The sequence below is a fragment of the Oceanobacillus aidingensis genome (assembly GCF_042654105.1).
In the GTDB taxonomy this organism is placed as follows: Bacteria; Bacillota; Bacilli; order Bacillales; family Amphibacillaceae; genus Oceanobacillus; species Oceanobacillus oncorhynchi.
The window spans coordinates 1-14,360 of record NZ_JBHSFT010000010.1 but is presented as its reverse complement, the minus strand read 5'-3'; the positions used below and the strand labels follow the sequence as shown (position 1 = coordinate 14,360).

General features: G+C 40.9%; 12 protein-coding genes and 4 tRNA genes. 12 read left to right on the top strand and 4 right to left on the bottom strand.

Annotation, left to right across the window (positions count from 1 at the left end; genetic code table 11):
* Window positions 1–57 precede the first annotated feature (57 nt).
* Window positions 58–1,266 (top strand): iron-containing alcohol dehydrogenase, encoded by a 1,209-nt coding sequence (locus ACFO3P_RS06730; protein WP_042532486.1) that lies wholly within the window; start codon window positions 58–60, stop codon window positions 1,264–1,266.
* Window positions 1,267–1,439: 173 nt separating this feature from the next.
* Here ACFO3P_RS06730 and ACFO3P_RS06725 read toward each other — a convergent pair whose 3' ends face one another.
* Entirely contained in the window at window positions 1,440–2,183 is a 744-nt protein-coding gene (locus tag ACFO3P_RS06725) for an SDR family NAD(P)-dependent oxidoreductase (protein WP_193065061.1), read from the bottom strand.
* 489 nt (window positions 2,184–2,672) lie between these two features.
* Between ACFO3P_RS06725 and ACFO3P_RS06720 the strand changes: the two genes are divergently transcribed.
* From ACFO3P_RS06720 to nikC, 7 genes are all read left to right on the top strand, one after another.
* On the top strand, window positions 2,673–3,569 hold the full coding sequence (locus ACFO3P_RS06720; RefSeq protein ID WP_042532489.1) for a DMT family transporter: 897 nt from the start codon (window positions 2,673–2,675) through the stop codon (window positions 3,567–3,569).
* Window positions 3,570–3,741: 172 nt separating this feature from the next.
* The gene (locus tag ACFO3P_RS06715; protein ID WP_193065060.1) at window positions 3,742–4,635 is read left to right on the top strand and encodes a ribokinase; all 894 of its coding nucleotides are present in this window, start codon (window positions 3,742–3,744) and stop codon (window positions 4,633–4,635) included.
* Between the two features lie 405 nt (window positions 4,636–5,040).
* Window positions 5,041–6,057, top strand: coding sequence for an ABC transporter ATP-binding protein (locus tag ACFO3P_RS06710; protein ID WP_193065059.1), 1,017 nt, complete (start codon window positions 5,041–5,043; stop codon window positions 6,055–6,057).
* Complete coding sequence (locus ACFO3P_RS06705; RefSeq protein WP_193065058.1) at window positions 6,032–7,000, top strand: ABC transporter ATP-binding protein; 969 nt, start codon at window positions 6,032–6,034, stop codon at window positions 6,998–7,000. Before ACFO3P_RS06710 ends, ACFO3P_RS06705 begins: the two co-directional genes overlap by 26 nt.
* Window positions 7,001–7,238: 238 nt before the next feature.
* Window positions 7,239–8,915, top strand: coding sequence for an ABC transporter substrate-binding protein (locus ACFO3P_RS06700; protein ID WP_193065057.1), 1,677 nt, complete (start codon window positions 7,239–7,241; stop codon window positions 8,913–8,915).
* Between the two features lie 172 nt (window positions 8,916–9,087).
* Window positions 9,088–10,089: an ABC transporter permease gene (locus ACFO3P_RS06695; protein ID WP_042532499.1), complete on the top strand. Its 1,002-nt coding sequence runs from the start codon at window positions 9,088–9,090 to the stop codon at window positions 10,087–10,089.
* A 13-nt stretch (window positions 10,090–10,102) separates the two neighbouring features.
* Window positions 10,103–11,038 (top strand): nickel transporter permease, encoded by a 936-nt coding sequence (gene nikC / locus ACFO3P_RS06690; protein ID WP_042532501.1) that lies wholly within the window; start codon window positions 10,103–10,105, stop codon window positions 11,036–11,038.
* 255 nt (window positions 11,039–11,293) lie between these two features.
* Here the strand turns inward: nikC and ACFO3P_RS06685 are convergent, their stop codons facing one another.
* The 3 genes from ACFO3P_RS06685 to ACFO3P_RS06675 are packed head-to-tail and all read right to left on the bottom strand — an operon-like array spanning window position 11,294 to window position 13,132.
* The gene (locus ACFO3P_RS06685) at window positions 11,294–12,265 is read right to left on the bottom strand and encodes a DUF4097 family beta strand repeat-containing protein (RefSeq protein WP_193065056.1); all 972 of its coding nucleotides are present in this window, start codon (window positions 12,263–12,265) and stop codon (window positions 11,294–11,296) included.
* The gene (locus ACFO3P_RS06680) at window positions 12,262–12,819 is read right to left on the bottom strand and encodes a DUF1700 domain-containing protein (RefSeq protein WP_042532505.1); all 558 of its coding nucleotides are present in this window, start codon (window positions 12,817–12,819) and stop codon (window positions 12,262–12,264) included. Before ACFO3P_RS06680 ends, ACFO3P_RS06685 begins: the two co-directional genes overlap by 4 nt.
* Window positions 12,812–13,132: a PadR family transcriptional regulator gene (locus tag ACFO3P_RS06675; protein WP_193065055.1), complete on the bottom strand. Its 321-nt coding sequence runs from the start codon at window positions 13,130–13,132 to the stop codon at window positions 12,812–12,814. Before ACFO3P_RS06675 ends, ACFO3P_RS06680 begins: the two co-directional genes overlap by 8 nt.
* A 713-nt stretch (window positions 13,133–13,845) precedes the next feature.
* Between ACFO3P_RS06675 and ACFO3P_RS06670 the strand changes: the two genes are divergently transcribed.
* The 4 genes from ACFO3P_RS06670 to ACFO3P_RS06655 all read left to right on the top strand — a co-directional run bounded on the left by ACFO3P_RS06670 (window position 13,846) and on the right by ACFO3P_RS06655 (window position 14,177).
* Window positions 13,846–13,922: transfer RNA gene (locus tag ACFO3P_RS06670), tRNA-Arg, on the top strand.
* Between the two features lies 1 nt (window position 13,923).
* Window positions 13,924–14,000 (top strand) — tRNA-Pro (locus ACFO3P_RS06665).
* A 20-nt stretch (window positions 14,001–14,020) separates the two neighbouring features.
* A tRNA-Gly gene (locus ACFO3P_RS06660) sits at window positions 14,021–14,094 on the top strand.
* A gap of 9 nt (window positions 14,095–14,103) precedes the next feature.
* Window positions 14,104–14,177: transfer RNA gene (locus ACFO3P_RS06655), tRNA-Ile, on the top strand.
* The last annotated feature ends 183 nt before the right edge of the window (window positions 14,178–14,360 follow it).

Below are 14,360 nucleotides of genomic sequence, written 5' to 3'. Positions count from 1 at the left end.
TAGAATATGATTTTGATAATGAAATAGATATTAAATACGTTTTTGGAGGAATGTACAATGAGTCTTCATATGAAAGTAGAGCATATGCATAAATTTCATCAATTTGAATTACCAACAGCGATAAAACATGGAATCGGCGCGATAAAACATGTTGGGGAAGAGGTAAAAAACTTGGGAGTTACAAAAGCTTTATTAGTAACAGACCCGGGGATTTATCAGGCAGGTGTGACTGCGCCGATTGAAGCATCTTTGAAGAATGCCGGCATAGAAGTTGTTCTATTCAACAAAGTAGAGCCGAATCCTCCAGTGCGTTTGATTGCAGAAGGGTCCAGTTTATATAAATCGGAAGACTGTAATGGACTTGTAGCAGTGGGCGGAGGCAGCTCAATGGATACTGCTAAAGGAATCGGTGTAGAAGCGACCCATGATGGAAGCGTACTGGATTACGAAGCAGCGGATGGGAAAAAACCGTTAGAAAATCGCATACCTCCGCTAACAACAATTCCAACAACAGCTGGAACAGGCTCGGAAGTAACGCAATGGGCTGTTATTACAGATGAAGAAAGAGAATTTAAATTTAATACAGGCGGACCATTGATTGCTGCTTATTTAACAATTATTGATCCAGAGCTGCATGTTTCGATGCCACCGCATGTAACAGCAATGACTGGGATTGACGCGTTAGCACATGCCATCGAGTGTTATACCATGCATTATGCCCAGCCGGTGACAGATGCTGCAGCATTACTTGCGATAGAATACGTCGGTAAATATATTCGACGAGCGTATTCAGATGGAAATGATCTGGAAGCACGCTACGGGATGGCACAAGCTGCGATGTTAGCAGGGTTATCCTATGGCAGTGAATCAGCAGGGGCAGCACATGCGATGTCGCAAACACTTGGAGGAATCATTCCGGTAGCGCATGGTCAGGCTGTCGCAGCGATGATGGGCCCTGTTATGGAATATAATTGGAAAGGTCACCCAGCGAAATTTGCACGTATTGCTAAAGGGCTAGGTATCAATACATTTAATTTGACGGAGGAAGAGGCAGCTAAAGCAGCTGTGAATGAAGTTTATCAATTGGTAGAAGATTTAGAGGTTCCCAGCCTAGAAGAACAAGGTGTATCACCAGATATGACCGACCGTCTTGCGAAAGAAGCAATGAAAGATCCGCAAACAATTGGGAATCCGAGAGACTTGAATGAAGAAGGTTATAAATGGATTTATGGCCGCTGCTTCAACCAGGTTGAAAAAACAATATAATATTTTTTAAGAAGAACCTCCAACAGCAGCAGGATTACGTTGGAGGTTTTACATAGAAAACAGAATATTTTAGAGTAATTTGAAGAAAACAGAGAGAGCTGAAAAGTCTCTCTGTTTTTATATGGAATGAAGCGACATCATTACCCTTTAAATTACTCCTTGCAAGCCAACGGTTAAATATTGGTTCCCAGTGTAAGCCCTCCATCTACCACAATTTCAGCACCATTACAATAAGCACTCTCATCCGAAGCGAGAAAAGCAGCTACCTTTGCGATATCGTTAGACTGTCCGAGTCTTTTTAAGGGAATAGCCTCGGCCTCATCTACCTCTAGATTGCTGTTACTCACCATGTTTGTTTGAATAACACCTGGATGAATCGAATTGACTCTGATTCCTTTTGGTCCTAATTCGATGGCAGCAGATTGTGAAAGATTGGACACTGCTGCTTTGGAAGCTGCATAAGCCGCTGCATCATTGATTGGAGAAAAAGCAGAGATAGATACATTATTAATAATGGATCCTTTTTGCTGTTTCTCCATGTAGGGTGCGACCGCCTTTATCCCCATAAAGACACCGAGCTGATTCACTTGGATTAACTGATGAAAATCCTCTGCAGTCGTCTCTAATAAAGGTTTTTTAATGAAAATACCTGCATTGTTAACCAGTACATCTATTTTATTATAGGCTTGAATAACAGATTCAATGGCAGCTGCCCAATCTGTTTCTTTTGTTACATCTAATTGGACAGGAAGACTCTGGCTTTGCCCCATTTCGAAGGAGAGGGCTTCTGCATCCTCCAAATTTCTGGCTCCAAGGGCAACTTTTGCGCCAAGTGAAGCGAAGTGTTGGGCGATTCCATTCCCTTGTCCACGATTTGCTCCGGTTATTAATACAACTTGATCTTTTAAATTTGGCATAATTTCTCCTTTAATGTTGATTGCTTTCTATTTGAATTTATCACAGTTTGTCTATTAGTAAAAATGCATCTACTTAGCCGAGAGAGATGGGGCTAATAATCAGATAGACGAATCCTTTATATTAGCAGAATCCTAACCGTTATTTTGAATTTTATTGAATTTTTTATAAAAAGGTTTTAAAATATTTATTTATAAGATAAAGTATAGGAAAATACTAACACGAAGTTTTTAAATAATTTTATTAATATGAAATACTATAAAAAATCAGGTGATATGTACTTAATCGTCGCCTGATTTTATTAGGTATGTCAATAAAAAAACATGTATTACTTTATGTGGTTGAGTAGTTAGTAAATATCTATGTCATCATGCTAGCATTATCCGGTAATTGTTTCATTTTTGTTGTAAATATAAGAGCCGGCTTCGAAATAGAAATACTCGAATCTCTTCTTAACAAAATAAAAATCACTCTCAGAGGAGGGATAATCATTGAAACAAGGAACCATTAATATCCTTTTAGTAGTATCAATTATTTGCATATCCTTATCAGCAATCTTTGTAAAATTATCGGATGCACCTTCTACCATTATGGTAATGTATCGGATGTTTTTAGCTTGTTTGTTAATTCTTCCTATCGTGTACAAATACCGAAAATCCTTTTTAAAGATTAAAAGAAAAGAATGGGCAGCTATTTCCTTTGCCGGAATCTTTCTAGCGGGTCACTTTGGATTATGGTTCGAATCATTAAATCATACGACGGTGGCAAGCTCTACCTTGATATTGGCACTGCAGCCTGCAATTGCTTTGGTTGGAGGTCTGGTTTTCTTTAAAGAAAAAATAGATATCCGTACCGTGGCAGCAATGGGGATTGCATTTGCCGGCGTGGTTGTTGTCGGAGGCGGAAGTTTTGGCGGCGGCAGCGGAGCCTTGCTAGGAAATATTTTATCTTTTCTTGCTGTCGTTTCTGTAGTGCTGTATTTAATGATCGGTCAACGAAATGTAAAATCTATCAATCACTGGGTGTACAGCTTTTTAGTATTTTTGGTGGCAGGGATTACTGTAGCCGTGTTTAATCTGATAGGCGGAATAGCTTTCACTGGCTATAGTGGGAATGATTGGATGGTTTTCCTGATGCTTGCTATTTTTCCGACCGGGGCACATATTATTTTTAATCTGCTATTAAACTATGTTAATACAACAACAGTTTCAATGAGTACATTAGGAGAGCCAATCGGTGCTTCCATACTGGCTGTTATTCTTTTGAATGAGGTGCTTACTTCGGTGGAAATGATAGGCGGCGTACTAATTATTGCCGGAATATTTTACTTCCTGCGATTGCAGGGCGGTTCGAAACAAGCAGTACCAAAAGAACCGGAAAGCCTGTAAAGTCAAACTTCGCTCGGCGGAGGTTACGATCGGTTCACCATGATAGATAGGGTGTCATTTCCTTCCCGCGGCTTTTATAACCAGTTAATCTACGGTAAAATGAGTGAGCGGATAGTCTTTCATTTCGTTTATCCGCCCTAACGAGGAAGTTTTGATACGAGGAGTGAATGAGATGAAAAGAAGTCCAAGAGTCTGTGTTGTTGGAAGCATCAATATGGACATGGTGACAACAACAGATAAAGTACCTGAACAGGGGGAAACGGTTCTTGGTGAATCGTTTACAACCTATCCCGGCGGCAAAGGAGCAAACCAAGCGATTGCAGCAGCCAGACTGGGAGCAGATGTTGTTATGGTAGGAGCCGTTGGTGAGGATGCTTTTGGAAAAAGCTTAAAAGAACGTTTCCGAAACGAAGGTGCAGATAACGAAGCAATTATTGCTGTTCCTCATGAATCTACCGGCGTTGCCTCCATTATTGTTTCGGACGGGGATAATCGAATTATTGTTGCCCCGGGTGCCAATAAATATGTCACACCTGATCTGATACAAGAGAAACAAGATATAATTCTGTCCAGCGATATTATTTTAATGCAATTTGAAATACCGATGGAAACCATTGAATTTACGGTAAACCTTGCGTATGAGCATCAGATTCCTGTAGTTATTAATCCGGCGCCATTTGCTGATATTTCAGAGACAGTGGCAGAGAAGGCAGCATTTTTAACACCTAATAATTTGGAACTCTCGGAAATGAAGCAGTCGATAGATACTTCCTTGATAAAAGGGAAAATCATTGAAACAAGAGGAGAGCATGGTGTTGTATTTACCCTGTCAGATGGAGAAGAGAAAAAAGTTCCTTCCTTTAAAGCAGAGGTGAAAGATACGACCGGAGCAGGAGATACGTTTAATGGTGCTTTTGTTACGGAATATGCAAAAGAAAAGAATATTGAAAAAGCCATTCTGTTTGCGAATGCAGCCGCATCATTGGCAGTAGAAAAACGCGGTGCGCAGGAAGGGATGCCTGCCAGGGCAGCAGTTGTCCAAAGAATGCAGGAAGCAGACAGGTAAGCGAAAATTTCAATCGATTGAGTGAAAAAGAATAGAGGTTATTTTCTTCTATGGAAGAAGCGATCATCGAGCTGTTTAGTGTAAAATGCTGACAGCTTTTTTTGACAGTTAAAAAAGTATAAACTTTCCTACTGCATAAGTGTAACTAAGGTTGTCATCTAAAGGCGTGGTGACAGCCAAGTTTTCTAATGTGTAAATAAAGATATTAATTTTATTTTTTGAAAACGCTTGCAAAAACATCTTTTTTCAGTATAATTAGTGATAGCAATATTCCAAAAAGTATAAATAATTCCACGAGTTTGAACAACTTCAAATTTTTATTAATTCATTTATCAAATTTTCATTCCTTATAGAGAGCTAAATAAATGTCGTTTTACTTTATAAATGAGAACGGGAGGAACACGAATGGCAGAAATCGTCCTCGAACTAAAAGAGCTGCATACCCATTTTTTTACGGAGAGCGGAGAAATACCTGCTGTCAACGGCGTAAGTATTAAAGTCCATAAGGGGGAGGTCGTCGGGATTGTTGGAGAATCAGGCAGCGGAAAAAGTGTCACTTCACTTTCGGTAATGAAGCTGATTCCCAGCCCGCCAGGAAAAATTGTAAGCGGGGAAATGAATTTTAAAGGAGAAAATCTTGTAAAAGCTTCCGAGAAACGAATGAAAAAGCTGCGGGGAAATGAAATATCCATGATCTTCCAAGAACCAATGACATCTCTCAACCCATTATTTACAATAGGGAATCAGCTTATTGAAGCGATTCGGCTGCATCAAAAAATAACAAAAAAAGAAGCACGAAAAAAAGCGGTCGATATGCTGCAGCTTGTTGGCATACCCAGAGCGGACGAGGTTGCAGGGGAGTACCCGCATCAGTTATCCGGCGGGATGAGGCAGCGGGTGATGATTGCGATGGCGATGTCCTGTGATCCGGAATTATTGATTGCAGACGAGCCCACCACGGCGCTTGATGTAACGATTCAAGCGCAAATCTTAGATTTAATGCGAAATTTAAATAAGGAAGAAGATACAGCTATTTTGCTGATTACGCACGATTTAGGCGTTGTTGCAGAAATCTGCGACAGAGTAGTGGTGATGTACGCCGGACAAATAGTTGAAGAAGGGACAACCAGAGAAATATTAAAAGACCCCGAGCATCCCTACACGCAAGGACTGATTAAGTCACTTCCTAACATGCATGAAAGAGAACAGCAATTATATTCCATTCCAGGTGTGGTGCCGAAGCCAAAAATGAACAGCGTCGGATGTCATTTTGCGCCAAGATGCGAATTTGCTTTTGAACGTTGTTTTCAGGAGAATCCAGGTCTTTATGCTTTGGGTAATCAACGTCAGAGCAGATGCTTTTTACATGAGGATACAGAAGGGAAGGTAAAAAAGCATGCAAAAGCCGATATTGGAAGTTGATGGTCTGAAGAAATATTTTGATATTAAAGGTGGACCTATAGGGAGAAAAGTCGGCGAGGTAAAGGCGGTCGATGATGTATCTTTTACGGTGATGGAAGGGGAAATCCTGGGTATCGTAGGAGAATCAGGCTGTGGAAAATCCACCACAGGAAAGTCCATTTTGCGCCTGATTGAACCGACAGAAGGCAAAGTGAAATTTCAGGATCAGGATATAACCAGCTTAACGAACAGCGAAATGCGCCGTTTGCGAAAAGATATGCAAATTATATTTCAGGACCCTTACGCTTCTCTGAATCCGAGGCATACGGTAGAAAAAATAATTAGTGAGCCATTGCTGGTGCATGGAATGACATCTGCAAAGCAGCGGCTGGACAGAGTAGGCGAACTTTTAGAAGTAGTAGGCTTGAGTCCTTATCATGCGAAAAGATATCCGCATCAATTCAGCGGAGGGCAAAGGCAGCGGATCGGCATCGCGAGGGCGCTTGCCAACAATCCTAAACTGGTTATATGCGATGAGCCGGTTTCCGCATTGGATGTATCGATTCAATCACAAATACTTAATTTAATGGAAAAACTGCGGGATGAATTTAACTTGACTTATATTTTTATTGCGCATGATTTAAGTGTGGTCAAGCATATCAGTGATCGCATCGGTGTGATGTATTTAGGGAGAATGGTTGAGCTTACAGAGAAAAACAAGCTCTATGATAATCCAAAACACCCTTATACACAGGCGCTGCTTTCTGCCGTGCCGCTTCCTGATCCAGATTTGCCGAGGAACAGGATTATTTTGAAAGGGGATGTACCCAGTCCTGCCAATCCACCTTCCGGGTGTGCTTTTCATACAAGGTGTCCGCATGCAATGGATATCTGCAAAGAAGTAAGACCGGCTTTTCAGCCTGTGGAAGATAATCATTTTGTTGCCTGCCATTTATATAAATAAGCGGGATGACAAAATATGAATCTTATAAAAAGAAATTTCATTCAGCCGGAGGTTCTTCTTCTGCTGCATGGGACAGCGATTACTCGTTCCATTGAAAATCGCTGTGAGCGGATTGGTCCAGGGAGTTAGCGGCCGTGAATTACCGCCTGAACAAATTTATTTTTTACATTTTATTTTGAAGCGGGATTTTACGGACGATTCTTCATGATAAATTAACAAAATATGAGGGGGAAAAGCAATGAAATTGAAGTTCTCAATTTTTATTGTCTGGCTGCTTGCCATTTTCTTGGTACTGGCAGCATGTTCAGGTGATGGCGGACAAAATGGAGGAGAATCGGAAGAAGGCAGTGATCCGGATGTTGCAGAAGAAGCAGAAGCGGATACTGGAGATGCGGAAGGAGATCAGGTGTTGATATTCGCCCGGGGCGGAGATTCAGAAAGTCTTGACCCGGCAAGCACCACGGATGGAGAATCCTCACGTATTACCAAGCAAATTTACGAAAGCCTTTTGGAATTTGATAAGGAGTCCTTTGAGGTTCTGCCTGGACTAGCCCATGATTGGGAGGTTTCTGAGGATGGGTTAAGCTATACTTTCTATTTAGAGGAGGGCGTAACCTTCCATGATGGAACAGAGTTTAACGCCGAGGCAGTCAAGGTCAACTTTGAACGCTGGGCAGATCCTGATCATGAGTATGCTTTTGCTGATGACGGCTATGTCTATTCCATGTATGGTACGATGTTTGGCGGGTTTCTAGGTGATGAGAATCATGTTGTTGAAGAGATCAATGTAGTAAATGATCATGAAATCGAATTTGTGTTAAGCCAGCCTCTGGGATTCTTCCTGCAGAATATGGCGATGACTTATTTTCCGATTACTTCCCCGGCGGCACTGGAGGAATATGGTCCAGCCATTAACGAAAATCCTGTTGGGACAGGACCATTTGAATTTGTCAGCTGGGCAAAAGATGATTCCATTGTACTTGATAAATTTGATGATTATCGTATAGAGGGACTTCCGAAGCTCGATCGCGTTGTATTTGAAGTCATTCCAGATAATGCTGCCCGTTTGATTGCGCTGCGTTCTGGTGAAATCGACATTATGGATGGATTGAATCCAGATGATGCAGCAGGCGTGGAAGCAGATGAAGGGCTGGAGCTTTATGAGCGGGCTGAGAATAATATTGGCTATGTAGGGTTTAATGTTCAAAAAGAGCCATTCGATAATAAAGATTTAAGACATGCAGTCAGTCATGCCATCGATAAAGAGGCTATTGCGGAGGCTTTATATGCTGGCTATGCGACTCCTGCGTCCGTTCCGCTACCGCCTAGCTATATGGGATATAACGATGAAGTAGAGAGCTTTGAGTACGATCCGGACACGGCTAGGGAACTGTTGGAGGATGCCGGTTATGCAGATGGATTGGAAATCGAATTATGGACGATGCCTGTAGCTAGACCGTACATGCCTGATCCAGAGACCGTTTCGGAAATTATTCAGAACAACCTGGAGGAAGTAGGTATTACCGTTACGATTGTCAGAGAAGAGTGGGCTCCATATTTGGAAAAAACAATGAATGGCGAACATCAAATGTATATGCTGGGCTGGTCAGGAACAAATGGAGATCCGGATTACTTCCTTAGCAGCTTATTGCATGGAGATAATGTCGGAAGCAGCAACCGGGAATTCTATGATAATGATGAAGTGGATGAATTTTTAAATCAAGCGAAATTATCCATTGACCAGGATGAACGGGCGTCCTTTTACCAGCAGGCACAGGAACTTATTGCTGATGACGCACCAATGGTTCCTTTAGTGCATTCCAGACCGGTGCTTGCCACAACAAATGCTGTAGAAAATTATGTACCGCATCCATCGACAAGTGAATCGTTAGCAGAAGTAGAGCTAGCAAATTAATTAGCAGTAAATGAAGGAGACTCTTTCGCCAGTCAACGTTCTGTCCTCTTCCTACAATCAGCAGGTAGCAATCATAATGGTATTTCTGATTCATTGGAAAAGAGGCCAGATTTTTCTGGAGAGAGTCTCCTGTTTACATTTCACATACATAAAGAAGAATAGAGGTGAAATAATGGTTTCCTATATTATCCGACGATTATTAATGATGGTTCCCGTGTTGATTGGAATGACATTAATCACCTTCTCCATTGTTCATTTGATTCCAGGAAACCCGGCTCAGGTGATACTCGGAGAAACCGCTAACCAAACAGCCATCGCAAATTTGGAAGAAAGCATGGGACTGAATGAACCTTATCTGACGCAATATGGAATATATGTCAAAGACCTGCTGCAGGGGGATTTGGGAACTTCTCTGCGCTCCAATGCGGAAATATCTACAGAAATCTGGCCGTATATCGCTGCTACGTTTGAATTAACTATTTTCGCCATGCTTTTTGCGATTTTTATAGGAGTCAATGCAGGCATTATCAGCGCTTGGAAGCAGAATTCCTGGTTTGATTTTCTTGCGATGCTTTTTGCTTTAATTGGCGTTTCCATACCTGTTTTTTGGCTTGCGCTGATGGAACAATGGATTTTTGCGCAGGAGCTTGGATGGTTTCCGGCCTATGGCAGACAGGACAACAGGGATCCGATTGCTCCTATAACTTATTTATATGTGCTTGATTCTTTCATTCATTTGGATTTTTCCAGAGCAGGGACGATATTGAAGCATTTAATTCTGCCGAGTATCGCGCTTGGTACCATTCCGATGGCGATTATTGCCAGAATGACGAGGTCGAGCATGCTGGAGGTGATGAAGTCGGATTATATTCGTACAGTGCGTGCAAAAGGCTCCGGACAATTTCTTGTCATATACAAGCATGCATTAAAGAATGCATTGATACCGGTGTTAACGGTTATTGGCTTACAGACAGGAGTTTTATTAGGCGGAGCTATTTTAACCGAAACGATTTTCAGCTGGCCCGGTATAGGGAGATATGTATTTGAAGCAATAAGCTATCGAGACTACCCGGTAATTCAATCTGGCATTTTAGTTGTTGCATTTATTTTCGTCATCATTAACCTTGTTGTAGATATTCTATATAAAATCATTGATCCAAGGATTAATTATTAGGGGGGAAGCTGTGATGAAATTAGATGAACGAAAGCCGGAAGAAATCGAACAGCAAATAACAAGCCCCGTTAATAGAGACGACCGACCGGATGTGGAGCAGATAGAAACTGTCTCGCCTTGGAGAGATGCATGGAGGCGCTTGAGAAAAAATCGTTTTGCCATGGCTGGTATGATTATTATTCTCTTTTTTCTTATACTTGCGCTTATTGCGCCGCTTCTTACTTCCTACTCTTATTATGAACAAAACCTGGCCAACCGGCTGCTGCCTCCTTCTGGCGAGCATTGGATGGGGACCGATGATTTGGGGAGAGATATACTTACCAGAATAGCATATGGAGCAAGGGTTTCGTTGCAGGTTGGCTTTTTTGCAGTAATAGGTGCTCTGGTTTTTGGGACATTTCTTGGAATTATTGCCGGCTATTTCGGCCGCTGGGTGGATATGATTATCTCCAGAATATTTGATATTCTGCTGGCCTTCCCAAGTATTTTACTTGCAATTGCCATTGTTGCTATTCTTGGTGCTTCTTTGCAAAATGCATTGATTGCGATTGCCATTATTAATATACCTATATTCGGAAGGATTGTGCGCTCCCGAGTAATTAGTTTACGGGCAGAGGAGTACATTATGGCTGCTAAGGCACAGGGAATGAAGAATGGCAGAATTATTTTTCATCATATTTTACCGAATAGCATCACGCCGATTATTGTGCAGGCAACGCTTGGATTTGGAACTGCCATATTGGAAGCGGCAGCACTTGGTTTCCTCGGACTCGGCGCCCAACCTCCGACACCGGAATGGGGGCAAATGCTTGCCAGTTCCAGAGAGTTTATTCAGCTGGCCCCATGGACGCTTATTATGCCAGGAGTTTCTATTATGCTTGTTGTTCTTGGTTTTAACTTGGTTGGGGATGGCTTGCGCGATGTCCTGGATCCTAAAATGAGGAATTGATGCTGCTGTTTGCTCGTGTTTGTTTAAGAACGATGCTTGGTAATGTGTAAAGCAGAAGTATTTTATGACAGGCATTATGTTATCGTTTTTGCTATATATAAGCTGCCTTTGAGAAGAATGTTTATGCGGAGAACCGTTCGTAAAACTCTCACTGAGTGAAATTTCGTTTTATAAAAAGTATAATAAAAGCCCTCCTCTGCTCTAGAAAATGTGACTTTCCTAGCAGAGGAGGGCTTTTATTTAAACTGAGCAGTTCTATTCAATGTTGATTCCGCCATTACTTGTACGTGCTTTAATCAGTGTTTCTCCATCACCGTACGTGACATCCCAATCCTTTGAATCGAATACACGAATTCTTCCGTTATTCGTCCGTAAATCGAAGGTGGCATTTTCAGGCTTCTGTTCAGAAATAATCGTGATTTTTCCATTACTGGTTTGCAGGTCCATTGGAGTATCGAAGCTTTCAGTATCGATATGGATAGCTGCGTTATTCGTTTTGGCTTTCATTTCCCCGGAAATATCTTGCGCTTCTACTTTTCCATTTGTAGTTTCCACATTCGTATTTCCTTGTATAGAAGCAAGCTCGATTTTTCCGTTATTCGTATTTGCTGTTACCTCACCAACGATATTTTCTAAAGTAATCTTCCCGTTGGAGGTGTTTAAATTAGTATCGCCCTGCACATTTTGAAGTTCTATCTTTCCATTAGATGATTGTATATCGAGGAAGGAAGTTTCTATGTTCTCTCCTTCGATTTTTCCATTGCTTGTATGAAGCTGTAACGCATCGATTTGTAAATCAGCAGCATTTATTTTGCTATTCGTTGTTTTTACTTCCATTTTCTCCATCATGTCATCAGGAACAAAAATATCTAATGCAGCATTTGAATGAAACATAAAATCGAAATCAAAGAAGGGAAAGGAGGTTTCTTTGATTTGAATCGTTAGCTTTTCTCCATTAACTGAGGTGCTGAGTTCTTGCGTTTCACTCTTTCTCCCCGTTGTCGTATATTCAGCGATTGGCTCTTCGACATGAGCCGGCTGGAGACGGATTTGTGTATTTTCTGCATCGACTTCAATCTCAGTAATTTCATCAGCATCGAAAGGGATAGATTCTGATTCTTCATTGAAAGCAGATTCCTTGTAAGAGGAAAAAGTAGCAGCCATCCCGATAATTCCAATAAGAAGCAGGATAACAGCTAAAATAATAATTCGTTTTACATTTATCATGAATGGCTTTCTCCTTTCGCCAGGCGGACATTGAACCCGATATATTTAGAAAATAGACGGATAAAAGCATTTGTAATATAATTTGCAGCTATAAAAATGAATAATCCAGAACCGGCAAATGTAATGGAAGTAAATAATTCAAATAAATAAAATGATTCAGGGTGGATAATCCATTGCACGCCCGCTATCAGCAATTGGGCAACAAAAGAAAAAGCAGTTACCCATGCAGCCAGAATAATTCCGGCAATACCCACAGAAGGACCAAGGACAATAATCAGATTGAAGAAAAAGAGTCCTATGATGATGCCTGTTCTCCGGAGGTGACTCTGTTCACTATGATTTACTTGCACTTTTTCAAATTGCTGCGTGGATTGTAGTTCATTCGCAATCTGCTGTGGAGAACCCAGAGAGCGAACTATTTCCTCATCCGTTTTTCCTTCTGCTCTTCCCATTTCAAAATGTTCTTCAAAGTCTTGAATGATTTCTTCTTGTTCTTGTGACGATAAGTCTTGTAAATAAACCGTGAGTTCCTTTAAAAAGTCTAACTTATTCATTACTTTCCTCCTTCATTAACGAATCAACGCCTCGTGTAAAATTCTCGTATGCTTCTTTAAGCTCCAGGAGATAACCTTTGCCTACATCCGTTAAATGATAATATTTTCTGCTTGGTCCTTCTGTAGACTCTTTAAGATAGGTTGTACAGTACCCCTGTTTCAATATCCGGCGTAATACGGGATAAACCGATCCTTCTGATATTTCAATTTTATTCGTAATTCGTTTAATCAATTCATAGCCATAGAAATCTTGCTTATCAAGGAGCACTAGTACACAAAGTTCAAGAACCCCTTTTTTAAATTGTGCATTCAATAAAGTCACCTTCTTTATAGGTAAGCTGATAAAAACGAACCTTCATTCAGCGAGTGTTTTACGGACAATGCTCCGTGATAAAACCAACTATAGCATGTTGTTCAGTACTATTCAATAACAAGTAGTGATTTAATTATCTTATTATAGAAAGGAATTTGATGGGATAGATTTTTTATCGCAGTGTAACTGGCTTTAGGGCACTTCGTTTAAGGAAAAAGAATACCCCGTTTTTAAACAGAAAACTTTACAGCCGGTAATCGTCCTCTCCATTTCAAATAGAAACGACCTTGATGGGGCGAGTAATCGCAGTCCCAACGGTCTTGACGGGACGAGTTACTGCGCTTTTGGTCTCAAATAAGGCATTTTCTGAAAAACTAGTATTAAAAAATAAAAGATTTTCAAATCTTCCTTTGGGGAGAAATTACTATCTATATATAGAAGATAGCTGAATTGATGAATGGAGGGTAAGTGACTTCACTGCGATGGGGAACAGAAGTTATCTATAATGATGAGAGAACAAGAGCTTCTATTTAAAAGAATAGTTTGATTATAATTTTTGGATGATTTTTTCTTGCAACAATGAAAAGGACGTGCTATAGTATTAAAAGTCGATTGATTGCACGAGCGGTTGAGAGATTGATTGAAAAATATATTTAAAAAAGTAATTGCATCGATTTAAAAGATGTGTTACTATATAAAAGTTCGCTTATAAAGCGCCTGTAGCTCAATTGGATAGAGCGTTTGACTACGGATCAAGAGGTTAGGGGTTCGACTCCTCTCAGGCGCGCCATCGGGAAGTAGCTCAGCTTGGTAGAGCACTTGGTTTGGGACCAAGGGGTCGCAGGTTCGAATCCTGTCTTCCCGACCAGAAGCTTTTAATTTTGACAAGCGGGTGTAGTTTAGTGGTAAAACCTCAGCCTTCCAAGCTGATGATGAGGGTTCGATTCCCTTCACCCGCTCCATAGAATTATGGGCCTGTAGCTCAGCTGGTTAGAGCGCACGCCTGATAAGCGTGAGGTCGGTGGTTCGAGTCCACTCAGGCCCACTCAACAACTTCCGTTTAAAAAGTTGTTGACAATGATTTTGAAACATGGTATATTTATTTGGTCGCTGTTTTTAGGGACGACAAACAAATTGCTCTTTGAAAACTGAACAAAACAACCAGTACGAAAGAAGAAAGACAACCTCGTTTTTCTTAAAAAATAAGTCAGAAGTTGACTTCTGAAAG

Bases quoted from the DNA above. Each gene is read 5' to 3' on its own strand.
- ACFO3P_RS06730 (WP_042532486.1), top strand. From the start codon at position 58: ATGAGTCTTCATATGAAAGTAGAGCATATGCATAAATTTCATCAATTT.
- ACFO3P_RS06685 (WP_193065056.1), bottom strand. From the start codon at position 12,265: ATGATAAATGTAAAACGAATTATTATTTTAGCTGTTATCCTGCTTCTT.
- nikC (WP_042532501.1), top strand. From the start codon at position 10,103: ATGAAATTAGATGAACGAAAGCCGGAAGAAATCGAACAGCAAATAACA.
- ACFO3P_RS06715 (WP_193065060.1), top strand. From the start codon at position 3,742: ATGAAAAGAAGTCCAAGAGTCTGTGTTGTTGGAAGCATCAATATGGAC.
- ACFO3P_RS06725 (WP_193065061.1), bottom strand. From the start codon at position 2,183: ATGCCAAATTTAAAAGATCAAGTTGTATTAATAACCGGAGCAAATCGT.
- ACFO3P_RS06705 (WP_193065058.1), top strand. From the start codon at position 6,032: ATGCAAAAGCCGATATTGGAAGTTGATGGTCTGAAGAAATATTTTGAT.
- ACFO3P_RS06680 (WP_042532505.1), bottom strand. From the start codon at position 12,819: ATGAATAAGTTAGACTTTTTAAAGGAACTCACGGTTTATTTACAAGAC.
- ACFO3P_RS06695 (WP_042532499.1), top strand. From the start codon at position 9,088: ATGGTTTCCTATATTATCCGACGATTATTAATGATGGTTCCCGTGTTG.
- ACFO3P_RS06700 (WP_193065057.1), top strand. From the start codon at position 7,239: ATGAAATTGAAGTTCTCAATTTTTATTGTCTGGCTGCTTGCCATTTTC.
- ACFO3P_RS06710 (WP_193065059.1), top strand. From the start codon at position 5,041: ATGGCAGAAATCGTCCTCGAACTAAAAGAGCTGCATACCCATTTTTTT.